Below are 21,176 nucleotides of genomic sequence, written 5' to 3'. Positions count from 1 at the left end.
GCACATGGAGGAGCAGAGTGTTGAGACGTTTGGTGGCAGCCCTCGCCGGGCTTGCCGTGGTGCTGGTCGCCGCGTTGTACGCGGCGCCCGCCTCGGCGGCGCCGGTGACCAAGGTGCTCGTGTTCTCCAAGACAGCCGGTTTCCGGCACTCGTCGATTCCCAACGGCATCGCGGCGATCCAGACTCTCGGGTCGCAGAACGGCTTCACGGTGACGGCCACCGAGGACGCCGCCCAGTTCACCACCAGCAACCTGGCGCAGTACCAGGCGGTGGTCTTCCTCTCCACGACCGGTGACGTGCTCAACGCGACGCAGCAGACCGCGTTCCAGTCGTACATCGCGAGTGGCAAGGGCTACGTGGGCGTGCACGCCGCGGCCGACACCGAGTACGACTGGGCCTGGTACGGCGGCCTGGTCGGCGCGTACTTCTCGTCGCACCCGGCGATCCAGCAGGCCAACGTGCTGCGCCAGGAGACGGGCCACCCGCTGACCTCGTTCCTGCCGGCGACCTGGACCCGCACCGACGAGTGGTACAGCTACCGGACCAACCCGGAGCCCAACGTGCGGGTGCTGCTCAAGCTCGACGAGAGCAGCTACTCGGGCGGGACCATGGGCGGCAACCACCCGATCACCTGGTGCCAGAACTACGGCGGCGGCCGCGCGTTCTACACCGGGCTCGGGCACACCGAGGCCTCCTACACCGAGGCCAACTTCACTCGGCTGCTGCTCGGCGGCATCCAGTGGGCGGGCGGCGCGACCACCGCGGACTGCACACCGCGGTCGGCGCCGCCGGTGAGCGGCACGGCAGTGCGGGCCGGGGCGAACAACCTGTTCGTCACCGCCGGCTCCGGCAACCTGATCGCGAACGCCTCCGCGGCGTCCACCAACGCGCAGCGCTTCGACATCGTCGACCTCGGCGGTGGCAACGTCGCCCTGAAGTCGCGTGCCAACGGCATGTACGTCTGCGCGGAGAACGCCGGCGCCAACCCGCTCATCGCCAACCGGGCAGCGGTCGGTGGCTGGGAGACGTTCGCGCGGGTCAACAACTCCGACGGCACGGTCAGCTTCCGTGCCCAGGCGAACGGCCGTTACGTCGTGGCCGAGAACGGCGGTGCCGCGGCCCTGATCGCCAACCGCACCACCATCGGCGCCTGGGAGAAGTTCACCCTCGTCACCAGCTAGCCCTCATCCACGGACCCACGGTCCGCACGGCCGATGATCGGCCGTGCGGACCGCGGTCCGCGACTGCTCCGTACCCCTACCCAGCACGGGAGCATCCACATGCGACGTACGTCCCTGCGCCGCAGACCGCGCCTCTTGAGCGCGCTCGGCGCCGCCCTGCTCGCGGCGGCCAGCCTGACGGCGTTGACCGTCACTTCCACACCGGCGGCCGCCGCGCCGCCCGCGACGAGCCTGTTCGAGAAGGTGAAGCTGGACGGCGGCACCTCGATGGGCGAGCCGATCGAGCTCGCCGTCGCGCCGGACCAGAAGGTCTTCTACATCAACCGCGGCACGTCGTCCGGCGGCGGCCAGGTCCGGCTCTACAACCCCACCACGCGGACCACGACGGTGGCCCTGACGATCGCCCTGGACGCCCGCTTCGAGGACGGCCTGATCGGCATCACGCTCGACCCGGCCTTCGCGACCAACCGTTGGCTTTACCTCTTCTACTCGCCGGCCCAGTCGACGCTGGTCAACCGGATCTCGCGGTTCACCTTCAACGCGAGCACGAACGTCATCGACCCGGCGTCCGAGGACATGATCATCGAGTGGCCCACCGAGCGGCGACTGTGCTGTCACTCGGCCGGCTCGATGACCTGGGACACCGCCGGCAACCTGTACTTCGCGGTCGGCGACAACACCAACTCCGGTGGCGACTCGGCCGGCATGGCGCCGATCGACGAGCGCACCAGCCGCGACGCGCAGTACGACGCCCAGCGCACGTCGGGCAACACCAACGACCTGCGCGGCAAGATCAACCGGATCAAGCCGACGACATCGGGCACGTACACGATCCCGAGCGGCAACCTGTTCGCCCAGGGCACCGCGGGCACCCGGCCCGAGATCTACATCATGGGCACCCGCAACCCGTACCGGATCTGGGTCGACAAGAAGGCCAACAACACCCTGTACTGGGGCGAGGTCGGTCCGGACGCGGGCGCGACGATCGCCAACCGGGGTCCGGCGGCCTACGACGAGTTCAACCGGGCGACCGCGCCGGGCAACTACGGCTGGCCCTACTGCGGCGGCCCGAACGTCGCGTACAACGACTGGGACTTCGCGGCCAACGCGCCGCGGGGCTGGTTCCCCTGCGGGGGCTCGACCGGCCCGGTCAACAACTCACCGCGCAACACCGGGCTCCAGCAGTTGCCGCCGACCAAGCCGGCGCTGGTCTGGGAGCAGCACGGCGGCAGCAAGGAGTGGCCGGCCCTGGACAACCCCGGCGGCTGCGGCTCGCCGAACCACACCGAGGTCTACCACTACGACCCGAACCTGGTCTCGGACGTCAAGTGGCCGGCCTACTACGACAACAAATGGTTGATCTCCGAGTACTGCCGCAACTGGATCAAGGAGGTCCAGTTCAACAACGGCAACCCGTCGACCGGCACGCCGACGGTCATCGAGCCGGTGCTCGCCGGGATGCAGCTCGTGCACCCGATCGACATGGAGTTCGGCCCGGACGGGTCGCTCTACTTGCTCGAGTACGGCAACGGCTACTTCTCCGGCGACGTCGCGGCCGGGCTCTACAAGATCAATTATGTCGCCGGTGGACGCGCGCCGGTCGCCGTCGCCTCCGCCAACCGGGACAACGGCCTGGCGCCGCTGGCCGTCACCTTCTCCAGCGCTGGCAGCACCGATCCTGACGGGGATCCGCTGACCTACCAGTGGGACTTCGACAACAACGGCACCGTCGACTCGACCGCAGCGAACCCGTCGTACACCTACACGACCAACGGCGACAAGCGGGCGCGGCTGACCGTCAACGACGGCACCGGCCGCACCGGCACCACGCTGCTGCCGATCGTGGTCGGCAACAACCGGCCCACGGTCACGCTGGGCGGCCTGCCGGCCGGCGGCATGATCTCGTGGGGCGAGAACGTCACCTCGACCGCGACGGCGACCGACGCGCAGGACGGCACGGTCCCCTGCGCCAACGTCGTCATCCGGGCGGCGCTCGGCCACCAGGAGCACGCGCACGAGGAGGGCCAGGGCACCGGCTGCGGGTTCACCGTCAACACCGGCCCGGTGCACGCCGGCCCTGACTCGACGCTGTTCTTCGTGCTCCGGTCCAGCTACACCGACCAGGGTGCGTCCGGCAGCGTCCCGCTGACCGGCGAGAAGGAGATCACCCTCTGGCCCAAGCAGTGGCAGGCCGAGCACTACGTCACGCTCAACGGCCCGCAAGTGATCAACGCGTCCGGGGCCGAGGGTGGCAAGCGGCTCGGTGACATCCAGAACGGCGAGTACGTGCGGCACCACGCCGTCAGCCTCAAGGGGATCACCCAGCTCCGGGCACGGGTCTCGTCCGGAGGCGCCGGCGGCACGATCTCGTTCCGCTACGACTCGACCAGCGGCACCGAGGTGGCCCGGGTCGCGGTGCCGAGCACCGGCAGTTGGGACACGTACACGGACATCACCGTCCCGGTGAACAAGCCCGACGACAACACCCACGACCTCTACATCGTGTTCACCGGTGGCAGCGGGGCGTTCCTCGACCTCGACAGCTACACGTTCCTCGGTGCCGGCGTCTCGACGCCGGTCAGTGGCGGGCCGCGCACCGGCGCGATCCGGGCGCTCGGCAAGTGCGCCGACGTCAACGCGGGCGGCACCGCCGACGGCACGAAGATCCAGGTCTGGGACTGCAACGGCGCGACGAACCAGACCTGGACGGTCGGCACCGACGGCACGATCCGGGCGCTCGGCAAGTGCATGGACGTGCAGTCCAGCGGCACGACCAACGGCACGAAGATCCACCTCTGGACGTGCAACGGCACCGGCGCCCAGCAGTGGGTCACCGGCGCCAACGGCAGCCTGCGCAACCCGCAGGCCAACAAGTGCCTGGACATCCCGGGGTCGAACACCACCAACGGAACCCAGCTTCAGATCTACGACTGCAACGGCACCGGCGCCCAGAACTGGACGCTGCCGTAAGGCCGGAGCGCACAGCCGCGCGGGGTCCGGTCGCGCCGACGGCCGGGCCCCGCGCCCTACCCCCTTTGGAGTAAGCATGCGCATCCGCGCCCTCGCCGCGGCAGCGGCGCTCGCCCTCGTGGCGGGCCTCGCGGTCGCCCCATCGGCGGCCCAGGCCGCACCCCTCACCAAGGTCCTGGTGTTCTCCAAGACCGCCGGCTTCCGGCACTCGTCCATTCCCAACGGCATCGCGGCGATCCAGTCGCTCGGCTCGCAGAACGGCTTCTCGGTGACCGCGACCGAGGACGCCGCCCAGTTCACCACCGCCAACCTCGCGCAGTACCAGGCGGTCGTCTTCCTCTCGACCACCGGTGACGTGCTCAACGCGACCCAGCAGACCGCCTTCCAGTCGTACGTGACCGGCGGAGGCGGCTTCGTCGGTGTGCACGCGGCCGCCGACACCGAGTACGACTGGCCGTTCTACGGCGAGCTCGTCGGCGCCTGGTTCGCCTCGCACCCGGCCAACCAGACGGCGACGATCCGGGTCGAGGACCGTGGCAACGCCTCGACCGCCCACCTGCCGGCGACCTGGTCCCGGCTGGACGAGTGGTACAACTACCGCACCAACCCCCGGTCCACCGCCAAGGTGCTGGCCAGCCTGGACGAGTCCTCGTACTCCGGCGGCGCGATGGGCGGCGACCACCCGATCACCTGGTGCAAGAACGTCGGGAGTGGACGGTCCTGGTACACCGGGCTCGGGCACGTCGAAGACGCCTACACGGACGCGAACTTCACCCGGATGCTGCTCGGCGGCATCCAGATCGCGGCGAACAACCGGCCGGCCGACTGCCGTCCGGAGACCGGCTACACGGCGTTGTTCGACGGCACCCAGGCCAGTCTCAACAACTGGCGCCAGATCGGTGCGGGCAGCTTCACCCTGGCCAACGGGACGCTGAGCTCGGTCGGCGGGATGGGCCTGCTCTGGTATCCGGTGCGGACCTTCGGCGACTACTCGCTGAAGCTCGACTGGATGATGCCGGGCGACGACAACGGCGGCGTGTTCATCGGCTTCCCGGATCCCGCCGGCGATCCGTGGAACCCGGTCAACCAGGGTCACGAGATCCAGATAGACGCGACCGACGCCGACCCGACCCGGACCACCGGCAGCGTCTACAGCTTCCAGGGGCCGAACTACGCGTCGCGTGACGCCGCGCTCAACCCGTCGGGGTCGTGGAACACCTACGAGATCGGCGTGCACGGCCAGCGGGTCGAGATCTGGCTCAACGGCGTGAAGATCAACGACTACGTCTCGCCGCGAGCCATCGCGAACGGCTACATCGGCGTGCAGAACGACGGCGCGGGGCTCGACATCAACTACCGCAACATCCGTGTCAAGGCCGAGGGCGGCAACCCGCCGGCAACCGACATCGCCCAGGGCAGGCCCGTCTCGGTATCCAGTGTGGAAGGACCCAACCTGGCCGCGTACGCCACCGACGGCAACTCGGCCACACGGTGGGGCTCGGCCTACTCCGACCCGCAGTCGATCACGGTCGACCTCGGGCAGTCCTACAACCTCACCCGGGTCCGGCTCAACTGGGAGGCCGCGTTCGGGCGGGCTTACCAGCTCCAGACCTCGCCCGACAACTCCACCTGGACGACGGTCTACTCCACCACGACCGGCGACGGGGGAGTCGACGACGTCACCCTCTCCGGCACCGGGCGCTACGTGCGCATGAACGGCACGCAGCGCGGCACCCAGTGGGGTTACTCGCTCTGGGACTTCAACGTGTACGGGACGCCGGCCTCGTCGGGTCCCACGCTGCTGTCCCGCAACCGGCCGGTGACGGTCTCCAGCGTCGAGCCCGGGTCACCGCACGCCGGCGCCAACGCCGTCGACGGCAACACCGCCACCCGCTGGGGATCGGCCTACAGCGACCCGCAGTGGATCACCGTCGACCTGGGCTCGGCGCGGACCGTCAACCGCGTCCGGCTCCAGTGGGAGGCGGCCTACGCGCGGGCGTACCAGATCCAGACCTCGACCAACGGATCGACCTGGACCAACGCCTACGCCACCACGACCGGTGACGGCGCCGTCGACGACGTCACCCTCTCCACCCCGCCCACCGCCCGCTACGTCCGCGTCAACGGAACGCAGCGAGCCCTGACCCAGTACGGCTACTCCCTGTGGGAGCTCGAGGTCTACGGATCCTAAGGAGAAAGAATGCGCCCTACCCCTCGGCGCTGGTCGCGGCTGCTCGCCGTCGGCCTGCTCGGCATCGCCAGCTCCACGCTGGCGGTGACCGCGACCGCGGCGCCCGCCGCCGCGGCAGACATTCCGGCGTCCGACTACCAGGCCGTCCAACTGGCCGTCGGCTCCGCCGAGATCGGCGAGGCGATGTCGCTGGCCGTGCTGCCCGACCGCACGGTCATCCACACCGCACGCAACGGCACGGTCCGGGTCACCGACCCGGCCGGCAACACCAAGGTGGCCGGCACCATCCCCGTCTACACGCACGACGAGGAGGGCCTCCAGGGCGTCGCGGTCGACCCGAACTTCGCAACGAACCGCTACGTCTGGCTCTACTACTCGCCGCCGTTGTCGACGCCGTCGGGTGATGCGCCGACGACCGGCACCGCGTCGGACTTCAACGCGTGGAAGGGGCACCTGAACCTGTCGCGGTTCACCCTCAACGCCGACAACACGCTCAACATGGCCAGCCAGGTGGTCACGCTGACCGTCGACAACGACCGGGGCCAGTGCTGCCACGTCGGTGGTGACATCGACTTCGACGCGGCCGGCAACCTCTACCTGACCACCGGCGACGACACGAACCCGTTCGAGAGCAACGCGTACACCCCGATCGACGAGCGGACGAACCGCAACCCGCAGTTCGACGCACAGCGCTCCTCGGGCAACACCAACGACCTGCGTGGCAAGGTCCTGCGGATCAAGCCGACCGCGGCCGGGGGCTACACCATCCCGTCGGGCAACATGTTCGCGCCCGGCACGGTCAACACGCGGCCCGAGATCTACGCGATGGGCTTCCGGAACCCGTTCCGGATGAGCGTCGACAAGCCGACCGGCATCGTCTACCTCGGCGACTACGGCCCGGACGCGGGCGCGGCGGACGCCAACCGTGGTCCCGGCGGCCAGGTCGAGTTCAACAGGATCACCGGGCCGGGCAACTACGGGTGGCCGTACTGCACGGGCAGCAACTCGACGGCCGAGACCTACAACGAGTACACGTTCCCGAGCGGGCCGTCCCTGGGCAAGTACAACTGTGCGGGCGGACCGACCAACAACTCGTTCCGCAACACCGGCCTGACGACCCTGCCCGCGGCCAAGCCGGCGTGGATCCGGTACGGCTTCGACTCGACCCCGCCGGAGTTCGGTGGCGGCTCCGAGTCGCCGATGGGCGGCCCGGTCTACCGCTACAACGCCTCGCTGAACTCCGCGGTCAAGTTCCCGCAGTCGCTGGACGGCCGCTACTTCGCCGGTGAGTACGGCCGGCAGTGGATCAAGGCGATCGCGGTCAACTCGAACGGCACCTACGGCGAGATCTCCGACTTCCCGTGGAACGGCACGCAGGTCATGGACATGGCCTTCGGACCGGACGGCGCGCTGTACGTGCTCGACTACGGCACGGGATCCAACAACCAGGCGCTGTACCGGGTCGAGTACATCGGTGGCGGCAACCGCAGCCCGGTCGCGGTGGCCTCGGCCAACCGGACGTCCGGACCGGCGCCGCTGAGCATCACGTTCTCCTCGGCCGGCTCCTCGGACCCGGAGGGCGGCGCGCTGTCGTACCTGTGGACGTTCGGCGACGGGACCACGTCGACGGCGGCCAACCCGACCAAGACCTACAGCACCAACGGGACGTACACCCCGACGCTGCGGGTCACCGACCCGACCGGGCTCTCCGGCACCGCGAGCCTCGTCGTCACGGTCGGCAACACCGCTCCGACGGTCAACCTCAGCGCCCCGGCCGATGGGACGCTGTTCAACTTCGGCGACACGATTCCGTACACGGTGAGCGTCTCCGATCCTGAGGACGGCACCATCAACTGTGCGCGGGTGTCGGTCACCTACTTCCTCGGCCACGACAACCACTCGCACCAGATCACGTCGAAGACCGGCTGCTCCGGCACGCTGACGGTGCCCACCGATGGGGAGCACGACGCGGCGGCCAACATCTTCGGCATCTTCGTGGCGTCCTACACGGACAACGGCGGCCTGACCACGACCAACCAGAAGACGCTGCAGCCCAGGCACCGCCAGGGTGAGCACTTCGCGGCGCAGTCCGGTGGCGTGCAGATCGCCAACCACGCGGCGGCCGAGGGCGGCGCGACCGCCGGCTACATCGACAACAACGACTGGATCTCGTTCCGGCCGTACAACCTCTCGGGAGCTTCGAGCATCACCGCCCGGGTCGCCTCCGGCACCGTCGGCGGCACGATCGAGGTGCGCAGCGGCTCGCAGACCGGCACACTGCACGGCACGCTGACGGTCAGCCCGACCGGCGGCTGGGAGACCTACGCCAACGTGACGGCCAACCTGTCGAACCTGCCGTCGGGCTCGACACAGCTCTTCTTCGTGTTCAAGGGCGGGTCGGGCAACCTGTTCGACCTCGACGCCTTCACCATCAACTCGAGCGGCACGCCGCCGACCGGGGGCTCGACGCTCAAGGCGCTGGTGAACAACCTGTTCGTCAGCGCCGCCAACAGCACGACGCCGCTGATCGCCAACAAGACGACCGCGGGCACCACCGAGCGGTTCGACGTGGTGGACCTGGGCGGTGGCAACATCGCGCTGCGTTCGCGGGCCAACAGCATGTTCGTCTGCGCGGAGAACGCGGGCGCGGCCGCCCTGGTGGCCAACCGGGCCGCGGCCGGCTCGTGGGAGACCTTCACGCTGGTCCGCAACTCGGACGGCAGTGAGAGCCTCCGGGCGACCGTCAACGGGATGTACGTGGCCGCGGAGAACAGCGGGGCCGGCTCGTTGATCGCCAACCGGACGGCCATCGGGCCGTGGGAGAAGTTCGACCTGGTCTAGCTCGCGTCTCGGATAGATTGGATGAATCGCCTCGGCGACGGGGCGATTCTTCCTTTGTGGAGAGCGAAAGTCTTGCCATACATCCGACCACCTGGTAAACATCGGATCTATGAATGCGCGTGAGGATCGTCGATGACCGCCCGCTTCGTATCGCTGGACACCTACGACGTGCGGTTCCCGACCTCGCGTGAGCTCGACGGCTCGGACGCGATGAACCCCGACCCGGACTATTCGGCGGCCTACGTGGTGCTGCGGACCGACGAGGTCGATGGGCACGAGGGTCACGGGTTCGCGTTCACCATCGGGCGGGGCAACGAGGTGCAGACCGCGGCGATCGCCGCGCTGCGGCCGTACCTCGCGGGTCGGCTGGTCAAGAGTGTCCTCGACGACCTGGGCGCGTTCTGGCGCGAGCTGGTGCACGACTCGCAGCTGCGCTGGCTGGGTCCCGAGAAGGGCGTCATGCACATGGCCATCTCGGCCGTGGTCAACGCGCTGTGGGACCTCAAGGCCAAGCAGGCGGGGCTGCCGCTGTGGCAGTTGCTCGCCTCGATGCCGCCGGAGGAGATCGTCTCCCTGGTCGACTTCCGCTACCTGACCGACGCGCTCACGCCGGGCGAGGCGCTCGAGCTCCTCCAGCCCGGCGCCGCCGGCCGCGAGGAGCGGATCGCCGAGCTCCTGGCGCACGGCTACCCGGCCTACGCCACCTCACCGGGCTGGCTCGGCTACGACGACGCCAAGCTGCGCCGGCTGTGCCAGGAGGCCCTCGAAGCCGGCTTCACGCAGATCAAGCTGAAGGTCGGCGCGGACCTCTCCGACGACATCCGGCGGCTGCGGATCGCCCGCGAGGTCTGCGGCCCCGACATCCGGATCGCCGTCGACGCCAACCAGCGCTGGGACGTCGGCCAGGCGATCTCGTGGGTCGGAGCGCTGTCGGAGTTCGACCCGTGGTGGGTGGAGGAGCCGACCAGCCCCGACGACGTGGTCGGTCACGCCGCCATCGCCCGGGGCATCGCACCCGTGCCGGTGGCCACCGGCGAGCACGTGCAGAACCGCGTGGTGTTCAAGCAGCTCCTCCAGCTCGGCGCGGTGTCCTATGTGCAGCTCGACGCCGCCCGGGTGGCGGGGGTCAACGAGAACATCGCGATCCTGTTTCTGGCGGCCAAGTTCGGCGTGCCGGTCTGCCCGCACGCGGGTGGCGTCGGCCTCTGCGAGCTCGTGCAGCACCTCTCGCTCTTCGACTACGTGGCGGTGTCGCGGTCGATGGACAACCGCGTCATCGAGTACGTCGACCATCTCCACGAGCACTTCCTCGACCCCGTGCAGATCCGCGCCGGTCGCTACCTGGCACCCCAGGCACCCGGCTTCAGCTCGACCATGCGCCCCGAAAGCCGGGCCCGGTTCGCCTTCCCCGACGGACCGGCCTGGTCGCGCACCGTCTGATCCCCCCGCATAACCCCTACCCACCACAGAGGACTGCGATGATCCTGAACAGACGCGCCGTCGTCAGCGTGGCGGTCGTGGCCGCTTTCGCCGCGGCGACCGCTGGTTGCAACTCGTCCGACACCGGCTCCACCGGAGGCAGCGGCACCGACGCCGGTGCTGCCAAGGCGCCGATCGCGGTCGACCTGCCCCGGGCCGACTCCGACTTCTGGAACTCGTACGCCAAGTACATCCCGGAGTACGCGAAGGAAAGCGACATCAACCTGATGACGCCGACCAACTCGCAGAACGACATCGCCAAGCTGGTCGCCAACGCGCAGGCCGTCACCGCGCAGGGTGCCAAGGCGATCGTCATGGCGCCGCAGGACACCGGCGCGATCGCCTCGACGCTGACCATGTTGGAGAGCAAGAAGATCCCGGTCGTCTCCGTCGACACCCGCCCGGACAAGGGCAAGGTCTTCATGGTGGTGCGGGCCGACAACCGCGCCTACGGCCAGAAGGCGTGCGAGTTCCTCGGCGAGAAGCTGGGCGGCAAGGGCAAGGTCGTCGAGTTCCAGGGCTCGCTCTCGTCGGTCAACGGCCGCGACCGGTCCGAGGCGTTCGCCGAGTGCATGAAGACGAAGTTCCCCGGCATCACCATCTTCGAGGAGCCGACCGAGTGGGAGGGCGCCAAGGCGTCCGCCGCGCTGCAGACCCGGCTCGCCCAGCACCCTGACATCAACGGCATCTACATGCAGGCCGGCGGCGTGTTCCTGGCGCCGACCCTGCAGCTGCTGAAATCCAAGAACCTGCTGAAGCCGCCGACGGACCCGAAGCACATCTTCATCGTCTCCAACGACGGCATCCCGCAGGAGTTCGAGGCGATCCGCAAGGGCGAGATCGACGCCACCGTGTCGCAGCCGGCCGACCTCTACGCCAAGTACGCGATCTACTACGCCAAGGCCGCGGTCGAGGGAAAGACGTTCACCCCTGGACCTACCGACCACGACAGCACCATCATCGACGTCGGCAACGGCGTGCTCGAGGACCAGCTGCCGGCGCCGCTCGTGACGAAGGACAACGTCGACGACGCGTCGTTGTGGGGCAACCAGATCGGGAAGTGATGACCGACGTACTCACCGACGCGGCCGGGAGCGGGGCTGCCGCCCCGCCCCCGGCCGTCTCGGCCCGCGAGATAACCAAACGCTTCGGCGCGACCACAGCGCTGTCCGAGGTGAGCGTCGCGATCCAGGCCGGCACGACCCACGCCCTCGTGGGACGCAACGGCGCTGGCAAGTCGACGCTGGTCTCGGTGCTCACCGGGCTGCACCGCGCGGACGAGGGGACCGTCTCGTTCGGTGGCTCGCCGGCGCCGGCGGACTCCGACCGGGACGGGTGGCGGCGCCAGGTCGCCTGCGTCTACCAGCGTTCGACCATCATCCCGGCGCTGTCGGTGGCGGAGAACCTGTTCCTCAACCGGCAGACGTCCGGTGGCCCGATCAGATGGGGCGGGCTGCGTCGCCGGGCGGCGGCGCTGCTGGAGGAGTACGGCGTCGACGTCGACCCGGGCGCGCTGGCCGGCGACCTCAACGTGGAGCAGCGCCAGCTCGTCGAGATCGCCCGGGCACTGTCCCTCGGCACCCGGTTCATCATCCTCGACGAGCCGACCGCGCGCCTGGACGCCACCGCGATCGAGCGGCTGTTCGGCCGGATGCGCACGCTCGCCGCGGGCGGGGTGACGATGATGTTCATCTCGCATCACCTGCGCGAGGTCTACGAGGTGTGCGACACGGTCACCGTGCTGCGCGACGCCCGCTGGGTGCTCACGGAGCCGGTGTCGGCGGTCAGCCACGACGCGCTCGTGGCGGCGATGACGGGCGAGGCGGTCGGGCTCACCGAGGTCGCGCCACGGTCGGTGCCAGATGCTCCACCGGTGCTCTCCTTGCGGTCACTGACGCTGGGCGACGCGTACACCGGGATCGATCTTGATGTTCGGCCTGGCGAGATGGTCGGCGTGACCGGTTCCGGGAGCAGCGGCAAGGTGTCGTTGGCGGAGACCGTCGGCGGGCTGCGGCGCGCGGACAGTGGCACCGTGTCTGTCTCCGGCGTCGCGGTCGGTGCTGGCGTGCCTTCGGCGCTTCGTGCGGGGATCGGGCTCGTGCCGGAGGACCGGCACCGTGAGGGGCTTGTGCCGTTGCTGTCGGTGGCGGAGAACGCGACGATGCCGATCGGCGACCGGCTCGGGCCGGCCGGTGTCGTGGTGCCCCGGCGGCGGACCTCCGTGGCCGAGGAGATGATCCAGCGGTACGACATCCGCACCGAGAGCGCGGCGGCCCCGGTCGCCAGCCTGTCAGGTGGCAATGCGCAGAAGGTCGTGCTGGCCCGCGCGCTGTCCACCGACCCGCGGGTGCTCGTGCTCATCAATCCCACCGCCGGCGTCGACGTGCGCTCCAAGGAGTCGCTGCTCGGTGCCGTGCGTTCGGCGGCCGACCAGGGCACGGGTGTGCTGATGGTCTCCGACGAGCTCGACGACCTGCGCCACTGCGACCGGGTGCTGGTCATGTTCCACGGCCGCGTGACGGCCACGCTTTCCCGCGGCTGGGACGACGCGCAGGTGGTCGCGGCAGTCGAGGGTGTTTCTTCCGAAGGAGCTTCTTCATGACTACGACAGCGCCGGTCTCTCCGCCGGAGGCGCCGGTCGCGCGGCGGCGGTTGACCGGGCCGCGCCTGGCGCGGATGCGGGACCTGGCGCTCGTACCCGCGATCGTCGTGTTGGTCCTCGTCGGTGCGCTCATCGATCCGGTGTTCCTGAGCAGCGCCAACATCACCAACGTCCTGCAACAGCAGACCGAGCTGTCGCTGCTGGTGCTGGCCGAGGCGATCATCCTGATCGGCGGCCGGTTCGACCTGTCGCTGGAGTCGACCGTCGGTCTCGCGCCGGCGTTGGCCGTGGCGCTGGTCATCCCGGCCGCCAGCAACGGGATCGGCACCGAGTGGGCCTCGTACCTGGCGATCCCGCTCTGCCTGCTCGTCGGTCTGGCGGTCGGTGCCTTCAACGGGCTGCTGATCCTGCGGTTCGGGCTGTCGGCGTTCATCGTGACGCTCGGCATGCTGATCGTGCTGCGCGGGCTCCAGATCGGCATCACCGGCGGCCAGAACCTGTTCGAGCTGCCGATGTCGGTTCTCTACCTCGGCAACGCGGTCTGGCTCGGCCTGCCGGCCTCGATCTGGATCTGCGGGATCCTCTTCGCGATCGGCATCGCGGTGCTCGGTTTCTTCCGGCACGGGCGCGCGGTGTACGCGATCGGCGGCAACCGGGACGCGGCGCGCGCGGCGGGCATCCGGGTGGACCGGGTGATGTGGATCGTGTTCATCGTCGGCGGTCTGCTCGCGGCGCTGGCCGGTCTGCTGATGACGGGGCGGCTCGGCTCTGTGGCCGCCGCCCAGGGCGACGGCATGATCTTCACGGTGTTCGCGGCCGCCGTGATCGGTGGCGTCAGCATGGAAGGCGGCAAGGGCACGCTCTTCGGCGCGCTCTGCGGCGTCATCGTGCTCGGCCTGATCAACAACATCCTCACGCTGGCCGGCGTCTCCGCGCAGTGGATCCAGGCCATCTACGGCCTGATCATCCTGGTGGCGCTGATGCTCGCCCGGTTGACGACAGGCAAGGCCCAGGACTGAGGGTTGAGGTGACGGCGTGGCGTTGACCGACGAGGCCATCGACAAGATCAAGGAGATGATCGTCTCCGGGGCCCTCGGCCCCGGGGACCGGCTCCCCAAGGAGGCGGATCTCGCCGAGCGGCTCGGGTTGTCCCGCAACTCGCTGCGCGAGGCGGTCAAGGCGTTGTCGATCATCAAGATCCTCGACGTACGACAGGGTGACGGCACGTACGTCACCAGCCTGTCGCCTGACCTGCTGCTCGAGTCGCTGAGCTTCGTTGTCGACTTCCACCGCGACGACACGGTCCTCCAGTTCCTGGAGGTGCGCCGGATCCTCGAGCCGGCGGCGACGGCGCTGGCGTCGTTGCGGATGTCGCCGAGTGACGTCGGGGCGCTGCAACGGGTGCTCGACGAGCTCGGTGCGTCACCGTCGGTGGAGGCGCTGGTCGCCAACGACCTGGAGTTCCATCGGGCGATCGCGGCCGGGTCGGGCAACGCGGCGCTCTGCTCGCTGATCGACGGGCTCTCCGGGCCGACCACGCGGGCACGGATCTGGCGGGGTCTGACCCAGGAGGGCGCCGTCGACAAGACGCGCGAGCAACACCAGGCGATCGTCGACGCGATCGCGGCTCACGAGCCTGAGCTGGCGCGGTCGTGGGCCACGGTGCACATCGCCGGTGTCGAGGAGTGGTTGCGACAGGCGCTCTGATACGTCCTGTGACGTACTGACGGATACTCCCCGCCGAGTACGAACCTGTCGTACGCCGGCCTTACAGTCATCCCGTCCAACACAGACTCTTCAGACGGGGTGCATCCGATGCGTTCGCTCTACATCTGGTTGTCCAGGTTGATCGCGCTCGGCGTGGTGGTGCAGGTGCTGGTCATCGCCTGGAGCGCGTTCGACATCCAAAACAAGGCCGGCGACGGCGTCCCCTTCACGGAAGACACCGAAGCCAACATCGGCGCGATGCTCCACTCGGTGATCGGCATGATGGTCATCCCGGTGCTGGCCCTACTCTTCGGCATCGTCTCGTTCTTCGCGAAGGTACGCGGCGGCGCAGCCATGGCGTGGGGTGTCGTCGGGCTGGTGGTCCTACAGATCGCACTCGCCTTCGCCTCGTTCGCGGCGCCGGTGGTGGGCACTCTGCACGCGCTGAACGCGTTCGCCGTGGCCGGCCTGGCCGGCGTGGCGGGGTCGCGCGCGACCAAGGCCGATCCCTCGGTTGCCGCTCCTGCCAGGAGCGGTGATTCCGGGATCCCCGCGAGCGCATGACCGTCGCCGACGACTCGGCCGAGCGCACCTCCAGCCCGGCCGAGTCGGACAGCCATGCCCAAATGACGCCCGACTTTTCTCCCGAGAGCTCCACAACCTCCTCGGAGGCCTCGGCCTCCGCGGGTTCTGCGGCTTCTTCGGGCGCCTCGGCCTCCACGGGTGCAGCGCCCTCGTCGTCTGGCGGTGCGGAGGCCGCCGGGTGGCGTTCGTGGTTGCGGTGGGGTGCGGTGGTCCTGTCCGTGGTCCTGGTCGGGACGCTTGGCTATCTCTGGTATGACAGCCGCGTTCCGTCGACGGTGTCGGTCATGGAGATGGGCTATGCCGACTGGGGTGGCGGTGCGGTGCCTTCCGGTGGGCATCAGCATGCCGGTGGGATCGACATCGCGGGCCTGACCGGGCCGTCCGGGAAGCCGGCCGTGTCCGTCTCGCTGACGGCGCGCGCGGAGACCTTCACGCTGGCCACGGGGGAGAAGGTTGCCGGTTACACGCTCAACCACGTGTCGCCGGGTCCGGAGATCCGGGCGCGGGTCGGTGACCTGGTGCAGGTCGAGCTCGTCAACGAGTCGGTGCCCGATGGCGTAGCGCTGCACTGGCACGGGGTGCGGGTGCCCAACGCCGAGGACGGGGTCGCCGGGGTCACGCAGGACGCGGTGCCGGTCGGTGGGCGCCACACCTACCGGTTCGTGGTGAGCGATCCGGGGACCTACTGGTACCACTCCCACCAGATCTCCCACGAACAGGTGAAAGGCGGGCTGTTCGGGGCATTGGTGGTCACGCCGGCGTCCGGCGCCGCGGAGCACGACGTGGTGGCGACCGTGCACACCTATGACGGTCGGCGGACGGTCCAGGGCGCGACGGGGGAGCGGTCCGTGCCCGCGCCGATCGGGGTGGCGACCCGGGTGCGGGTGGTCAACACCGACAACGGGCCGTTGCGGGTGTCGGTGACCGGTGCGCCGTACCGGGTGGTCGCCGTTGACGGTCATGACCTGCACGAGCCGTCCGACGTGACTGATCGGGGTCTCGCCATCGCGGCCGGTGGTCGGGCGGACCTCCTGATCACGCCTCGGGATGGCGCGGTCCGGGTCGATCTCGGTGCGGGATCCTCGCTGGTGGTCGGCCCTGCGGGCGCATCGGCTCCGGCCGCGGTGACCCCCGCGTCGACGCTGGACCTGCTGTCCTACGGGACGCCGGCCCCGGTCTCGCTGGATACCGGGCATTTCGACCGCGACTTCGAGCTGACGATCGACCGGCGGCCCGGCTTCCTGGACGGGCGGCCCGGTCTGTGGTGGACGATGAACGGCCACCTCTATCCCGACGTGCCGATGTTCATGGTCCGCGAGGGCGACGTCGTACGGATGACGATCACCAACAACTCGGGCGAGGTGCACCCGATGCACCTGCACGGCCACGTGGCGCTGGTGTTGTCCCGCAACGGGGTCGCGGCCAGCGGAAGCCCATGGTGGACGGACTCCCTCGACGTCGACGAGAACGAAAGCTACGTGGTCGCGTTCCGTGCCGATAATCCGGGCATTTGGATGGACCACTGCCATAACCTGCCGCATGCCGCGGACGGTATGGTCGCGCACTTGGCCTACGAGGGCTACACAACTCCCTATCTGATCGGCGGAAGGGCCAAGAACGAACCCGAGTGACCAACCAGTCAACGTGAATGACCTTGCATTTTTCGTACATCCCGGTACCGTTGCCTGTCGATCAATGATCGAGGAACGGGCAGGTTATGCACGTCGACGTCGAGAAGGTCCTGACCGGCAAACGACGCGAGGAGGCCTGGCACCTCTATACGACGGCATTCGAGGAACTACGCTACGCGGCGGTCCAGCGGCACCTCATGCACCGCGCGGAGTTCGACGAGGTCATGGCCGACGACCGGGTCGAGAAGTACATCGCCCTGACGGCGGAGGACACGCTGGCGGGCCTGTCGACGTTCACGAACGACCTGGACGCGATGCCCCTGATCTCCCCGGACTACTTCGCCCACCGCTGGCCGGACCGCTACGCGGAGCGCCGCATCTGGTACCTGGGATTCATCGCGATCGAGGCCGACCAACGCCGGTCGGGCGTCTTCGAAGAGATGATCGAGAGGATGTGGCGGGTAGTCCGGGCGAACGCCGGAATAGCGGCCCTGGACCTGTGCGCCCGCAACGAGTCGCGGCAGCTTGACGCCGCCATCACCCGGACGCTGACGTCCCTGACCCCGGACGTGGTAGCCACCCGCCTGGACACCCAGGCCTTCTGGTCCTGGGAACTCCCGATCGCCTCCTAACCCGCCGACCGGAATCAACCTTCAAACAGAGCCCGCAAGAGGTCTCCGCCGCAGTCATCCGACCCCTCGCTTGGGCTGTCTTGCGGCGGTTTCCGGTGCTGTCTTTCGGCGGGGCCCTTCGCCGTCTTCCGGCCCCTCGTTCATCCGTTCCGCGGCAGGCGGTGGCGAAGGTCAGTTCTCGTCGCGGTCGCCTGTGTTGGCGTCCGTCAGCGGGTCTGAGGTTTCGAGCGGTGTGCGGGCGACGCGGTGCCCGACTTCGATCTCGTCGACGCGTTCGGCGCCCCCGCCGTTCGTCGACTCCGTGACCGGTCGGGCGCGCTGCACGTCGTGCGTTGACCGACGGCGGTTCTTGACCGGGACCGGCGGCACCGCGGTCACCGGCTCATGACCGTTGTCCTCGCGCCCCGGTGACGACGACCCGTTCGGTGAGGTGGTGTCCGCCTGGGACCCGAGCACCCGACCATTGGTGCCGTCCCCGGCCCGCCCCGCGTCCGCAGCGCCGGCGGCATCCGGTGACTCGCCCCCCTCGGCGGTGACCTCACGCATCCGGCCGTTGACCGTCCACCTGGGACCGACCGTGGACCCGTTCGCCGCCATTGCCTCGCTCCCGAGCGACCGGTCCGTTTCGTCGCTCGCCTGCTCCGCGTCCCGCGGTCCAGCGCCCGCCAGGTCCGCTCCACCGTCGCGGTCGGCCCTGTACGCCGTCCCAGGACCGCCGTTGCCGACCTGCGGTTCGACTCCGTTTCTCCCCGGCCCGCGGTCAACACCGTGCGTCTGGCCGGCGGACGTCGCCGAGCCGGCGCCGCTCGTGGGTCGAGGCGGAGCAAAGGCGGCGCCGTTCTCGCCCGACACGGACTTGGGCCCGGTGGCCGGACGGACCGGCGCCACAGGCGGCTCGCCCGGGATCGGGTCGAGCAGCCGCCGCGCCGCCTCGGCCTCGTCGCCGTTCGCCGCGGGAGGAGGCCCGAGTCGAGGGAATCCCTCGACCACCGTCGACCGCTTCGGCTCCTCCGGGGCCGGCCGTTCGGCGCGAGCCAGGTCGCCACCCCGACCGATGGCCGCCGGCCGGCGCAACCGGGCGAAGGTCTCCGGGTCCTGCGGGCGGCCCCACAGCCAACCCTGCCCGTAGACGACCCCGAGCGCCTGCAGCACGTCCCGCTGCGACTGGGTCTGCACGCCCTCCGCGACCACCGTCAGCCCGAGCGCCGAGCTCATCGCGACCACGGCCCGGACGATCTCCTCGTCCTCCGGGTTGGTCCCGAGGCCACCGACGAACGACCGGTCGATCTTCACCCCGGTGACCGGGTGGCGCCGCAGGTAGCCCAGCGCCGAGAACCCCGTGCCGAAGTCGTCGACGACGAGCCGCACGCCGAGACCGCGGAGATCCGCCATCACCTGGTCGGTGACCTGCGAGCCGTCGACCATGACCGACTCGGTGATCTCCAGCATCACCGAACCGCCGGACAGGCCGTTCTCCGTCAGGGCCTCGGCCAGCTCGCCGGGCAGGCGCGGGTCACGCAGTTGCCGCGGCGAAACGTTGATCGACAGCCAGAAGTCCTCGGTGACCACGTCGTTCCTGCGCCATTCGGCGAGCTGCCGCAGGGCCTCGCGCATCACCCAGCGGCCCAGGTCGGTGATCAGTCCGGTCTCCTCGGCGACCGGAATGAACTTGGTCGGCGCGATCGTGCCCTTCGTCGGGTGCTCCCAGCGGATCAACGCCTCGACACCCGTCAGGCGGGCGCCACCGAGGCGGACGATCGGCTGGTACGCCAGCCGGAGCTGGTCATGCGCGAGCGCGTGGCGCAACGAGAGCTCGAGCTCGATGCGGTCGCGTACCCGGTCGTGCATGGTCGAGTCGAACAGCACCCAGCGGCCGCGCCCCTCGGCCTTGGCCTGGTACATCGCGGTGTCCGCGTCCCGCAGCAACCCCTCGGCGGTGATCAGCGCGTCGTCGGCCTTGGCGACCGCCGACCCGGCGATGCCGATCGACCCCGACACCACCACGTCCGACGCGGTGGCCTGCAGCGGCAGGGTGAGGCTGGCCAGCACCCGCTCGGCGAGCGCGATCGCCTCGTCAGCGGTGGACACGTGCGCGATCACGAACTCGTCGCCACCGACCCGGGCGACCGCGGCCCCGGCCGGCACCGTGCGGCGCAGGCGCCGGGCCACCTCGACGATCACGCGGTCGCCGGCGTAGTGCCCCCACGAGTCGTTGACCAGCTTGAACCCGTCGAGGTCGAGGAAGAACAGCCACAGCGGACGGTCCGTCTCGGTCGGCCGCGCGAGGATCTGGCCGACCTGGTCGACGAGCAGCGCGCGGTTCGGGAGGGCGGTCAGGTGGTCGTGCGTGGCCTGGTACTCGTACTCGCGCTGCGCGGCCGCGTACGCCTGCACCGCCGACACCGACCGCAGCAGCAGCAACGCGACCATCAGCGCGCCACCGACGGCCAGCACGATCCGGTCGAGCCGGCTCAGGTCGGGGATCGCCGCCGTCAGCACGAACGGCACCGCGAGCGCCGGGATGAGCAGGAGCAGCCGGCGCCAGGACCAGGCCTGGACCGGCAGCGGCGTACGCCTGCCGATGTGTCTCATCGACGGATGCAGCGCGCACGCGCCGATCAGCACGAAACCGAGGAGGAAGGGCAGGTCGATGAGCCGGCTGCCGTTGAGCGTGCCGTTGACGCCGATGATGGCGTAACCGATGTCGCCGACCAGCAACAACACCATCGAACCGATGAGCATGAGGTAGCTGGGGCCGCGGATCGCGGTGGTGAAGGCGACGTTGGCGACGAGCAGCACCAGCACCAGGTCGAAGATGGGGTACAGCCCGGCCACGGTGGACACCGCCGCGGAGCGGTCTTCGATGCCCGCCGCCGGCATGCTGAACAGCAGCGCGAATATCAGCCCCGCGCCGAGCCCGAGCAGCATCCCGTCGATGACGGCGTGCCGTTTCGGCCCGTGCTTGACCGTCAGGAAGCCGACCAGGGCCGCGAACATCAGCACGTAACCGGGCAGGGTGAACGCGTCGCCCGTGAGCTGGACGGCCCCGCGTTGCTCGGTGGACCAGGGCCGCACGACGGCGCCGGCCACGAACAACACGGAGGCGGCCCCGAGCAGGAGCCAGGGCCACCGAGGTCGAGCGCCGTTGCGGCGTGACCCGAGGACCAGCGACGCGGCCGCGCCCCCACCGACGACCGCGAACGTGATGCCGCTGGCCGTGGTGCTGTCGACGAGGAGATATGCGATAGCCGCGGCCAGCCCCACCAGCACGAAGAGCCCAGCCCAGAACGCCGGGGCCTGCGACTTCGCGACGGCCGAGACCGCACGTGGCATTTCATCGCCCCCTGCGCGGACTTC

At 69.6% G+C, this 21,176-nt stretch carries 13 protein-coding genes; 12 read left to right on the top strand and 1 reads right to left on the bottom strand.

Annotation, left to right across the window (positions count from 1 at the left end; genetic code table 11):
- The first annotated feature begins 17 nt into the window (after positions 1–17).
- The 12 genes from AB0J88_RS17440 to AB0J88_RS17385 all read left to right on the top strand — a co-directional run bounded on the left by AB0J88_RS17440 (position 18) and on the right by AB0J88_RS17385 (position 17,819).
- A complete protein-coding gene (locus AB0J88_RS17440; protein ID WP_364343417.1) occupies positions 18–1,181 on the top strand; it encodes a ThuA domain-containing protein in 1,164 nt (387 codons plus the stop codon).
- A 99-nt stretch (positions 1,182–1,280) separates the two neighbouring features.
- A complete protein-coding gene (locus AB0J88_RS17435; RefSeq protein WP_364343420.1) occupies positions 1,281–4,151 on the top strand; it encodes a ricin-type beta-trefoil lectin domain protein in 2,871 nt (956 codons plus the stop codon).
- 76 nt (positions 4,152–4,227) lie between these two features.
- Entirely contained in the window at positions 4,228–6,342 is a 2,115-nt protein-coding gene (locus tag AB0J88_RS17430; RefSeq protein WP_364343423.1) for a ThuA domain-containing protein, read from the top strand.
- Between the two features lie 9 nt (positions 6,343–6,351).
- Entirely contained in the window at positions 6,352–9,183 is a 2,832-nt protein-coding gene (locus AB0J88_RS17425; protein ID WP_364343426.1) for a PQQ-dependent sugar dehydrogenase, read from the top strand.
- A gap of 132 nt (positions 9,184–9,315) precedes the next feature.
- On the top strand, positions 9,316–10,623 hold the full coding sequence (locus AB0J88_RS17420) for an L-fuconate dehydratase (protein ID WP_364343429.1): 1,308 nt from the start codon (positions 9,316–9,318) through the stop codon (positions 10,621–10,623).
- A gap of 38 nt (positions 10,624–10,661) precedes the next feature.
- The gene (locus AB0J88_RS17415; RefSeq protein ID WP_364343432.1) at positions 10,662–11,726 is read left to right on the top strand and encodes a sugar ABC transporter substrate-binding protein; all 1,065 of its coding nucleotides are present in this window, start codon (positions 10,662–10,664) and stop codon (positions 11,724–11,726) included.
- Positions 11,726–13,264, top strand: coding sequence for a sugar ABC transporter ATP-binding protein (locus AB0J88_RS17410; RefSeq protein ID WP_364343435.1), 1,539 nt, complete (start codon positions 11,726–11,728; stop codon positions 13,262–13,264). Before AB0J88_RS17415 ends, AB0J88_RS17410 begins: the two co-directional genes overlap by 1 nt.
- Positions 13,261–14,283 (top strand): ABC transporter permease, encoded by a 1,023-nt coding sequence (locus AB0J88_RS17405; RefSeq protein WP_364343438.1) that lies wholly within the window; start codon positions 13,261–13,263, stop codon positions 14,281–14,283. Before AB0J88_RS17410 ends, AB0J88_RS17405 begins: the two co-directional genes overlap by 4 nt.
- A 16-nt stretch (positions 14,284–14,299) precedes the next feature.
- Complete coding sequence (locus AB0J88_RS17400; protein WP_364343441.1) at positions 14,300–14,971, top strand: FadR/GntR family transcriptional regulator; 672 nt, start codon at positions 14,300–14,302, stop codon at positions 14,969–14,971.
- 108 nt (positions 14,972–15,079) lie between these two features.
- A complete protein-coding gene (locus tag AB0J88_RS17395) occupies positions 15,080–15,535 on the top strand; it encodes a hypothetical protein (protein ID WP_364343444.1) in 456 nt (151 codons plus the stop codon).
- 227 nt (positions 15,536–15,762) lie between these two features.
- Positions 15,763–17,187: a multicopper oxidase family protein gene (locus AB0J88_RS17390; RefSeq protein ID WP_364343447.1), complete on the top strand. Its 1,425-nt coding sequence runs from the start codon at positions 15,763–15,765 to the stop codon at positions 17,185–17,187.
- Positions 17,188–17,273: 86 nt separating this feature from the next.
- Positions 17,274–17,819: a hypothetical protein gene (locus AB0J88_RS17385; RefSeq protein WP_364343450.1), complete on the top strand. Its 546-nt coding sequence runs from the start codon at positions 17,274–17,276 to the stop codon at positions 17,817–17,819.
- Between the two features lie 171 nt (positions 17,820–17,990).
- Here AB0J88_RS17385 and AB0J88_RS17380 read toward each other — a convergent pair whose 3' ends face one another.
- Positions 17,991–21,152 carry an EAL domain-containing protein gene (locus AB0J88_RS17380; RefSeq protein ID WP_364343453.1) on the bottom strand — a complete coding sequence of 1,054 codons (3,162 nt, stop codon included), beginning with the start codon at positions 21,150–21,152 and terminating at the stop codon, positions 17,991–17,993.
- Positions 21,153–21,176 lie beyond the last annotated feature (24 nt).

The sequence above is a fragment of the Asanoa sp. NPDC049475 genome, assembly GCF_040676915.1.
Lineage (GTDB): Bacteria > Actinomycetota > Actinomycetes > Mycobacteriales > Micromonosporaceae > Asanoa.
The sequence above is the reverse complement of the archived record's forward strand: the minus strand, read 5'-3'. Positions and strand labels throughout refer to the sequence as shown.

Coding starts and splice junctions, on each gene's coding strand:
- AB0J88_RS17435 (WP_364343420.1), top strand. CDS start 1,281: ATGCGACGTACGTCCCTGCGCCGCAGACCGCGCCTCTTGAGCGCGCTC.
- AB0J88_RS17430 (WP_364343423.1), top strand. CDS start 4,228: ATGCGCATCCGCGCCCTCGCCGCGGCAGCGGCGCTCGCCCTCGTGGCG.
- AB0J88_RS17425 (WP_364343426.1), top strand. CDS start 6,352: ATGCGCCCTACCCCTCGGCGCTGGTCGCGGCTGCTCGCCGTCGGCCTG.
- AB0J88_RS17420 (WP_364343429.1), top strand. CDS start 9,316: ATGACCGCCCGCTTCGTATCGCTGGACACCTACGACGTGCGGTTCCCG.
- AB0J88_RS17415 (WP_364343432.1), top strand. CDS start 10,662: ATGATCCTGAACAGACGCGCCGTCGTCAGCGTGGCGGTCGTGGCCGCT.
- AB0J88_RS17410 (WP_364343435.1), top strand. CDS start 11,726: ATGACCGACGTACTCACCGACGCGGCCGGGAGCGGGGCTGCCGCCCCG.
- AB0J88_RS17405 (WP_364343438.1), top strand. CDS start 13,261: ATGACTACGACAGCGCCGGTCTCTCCGCCGGAGGCGCCGGTCGCGCGG.
- AB0J88_RS17395 (WP_364343444.1), top strand. CDS start 15,080: ATGCGTTCGCTCTACATCTGGTTGTCCAGGTTGATCGCGCTCGGCGTG.
- AB0J88_RS17385 (WP_364343450.1), top strand. CDS start 17,274: ATGCACGTCGACGTCGAGAAGGTCCTGACCGGCAAACGACGCGAGGAG.
- AB0J88_RS17380 (WP_364343453.1), bottom strand. CDS start 21,152: ATGCCACGTGCGGTCTCGGCCGTCGCGAAGTCGCAGGCCCCGGCGTTC.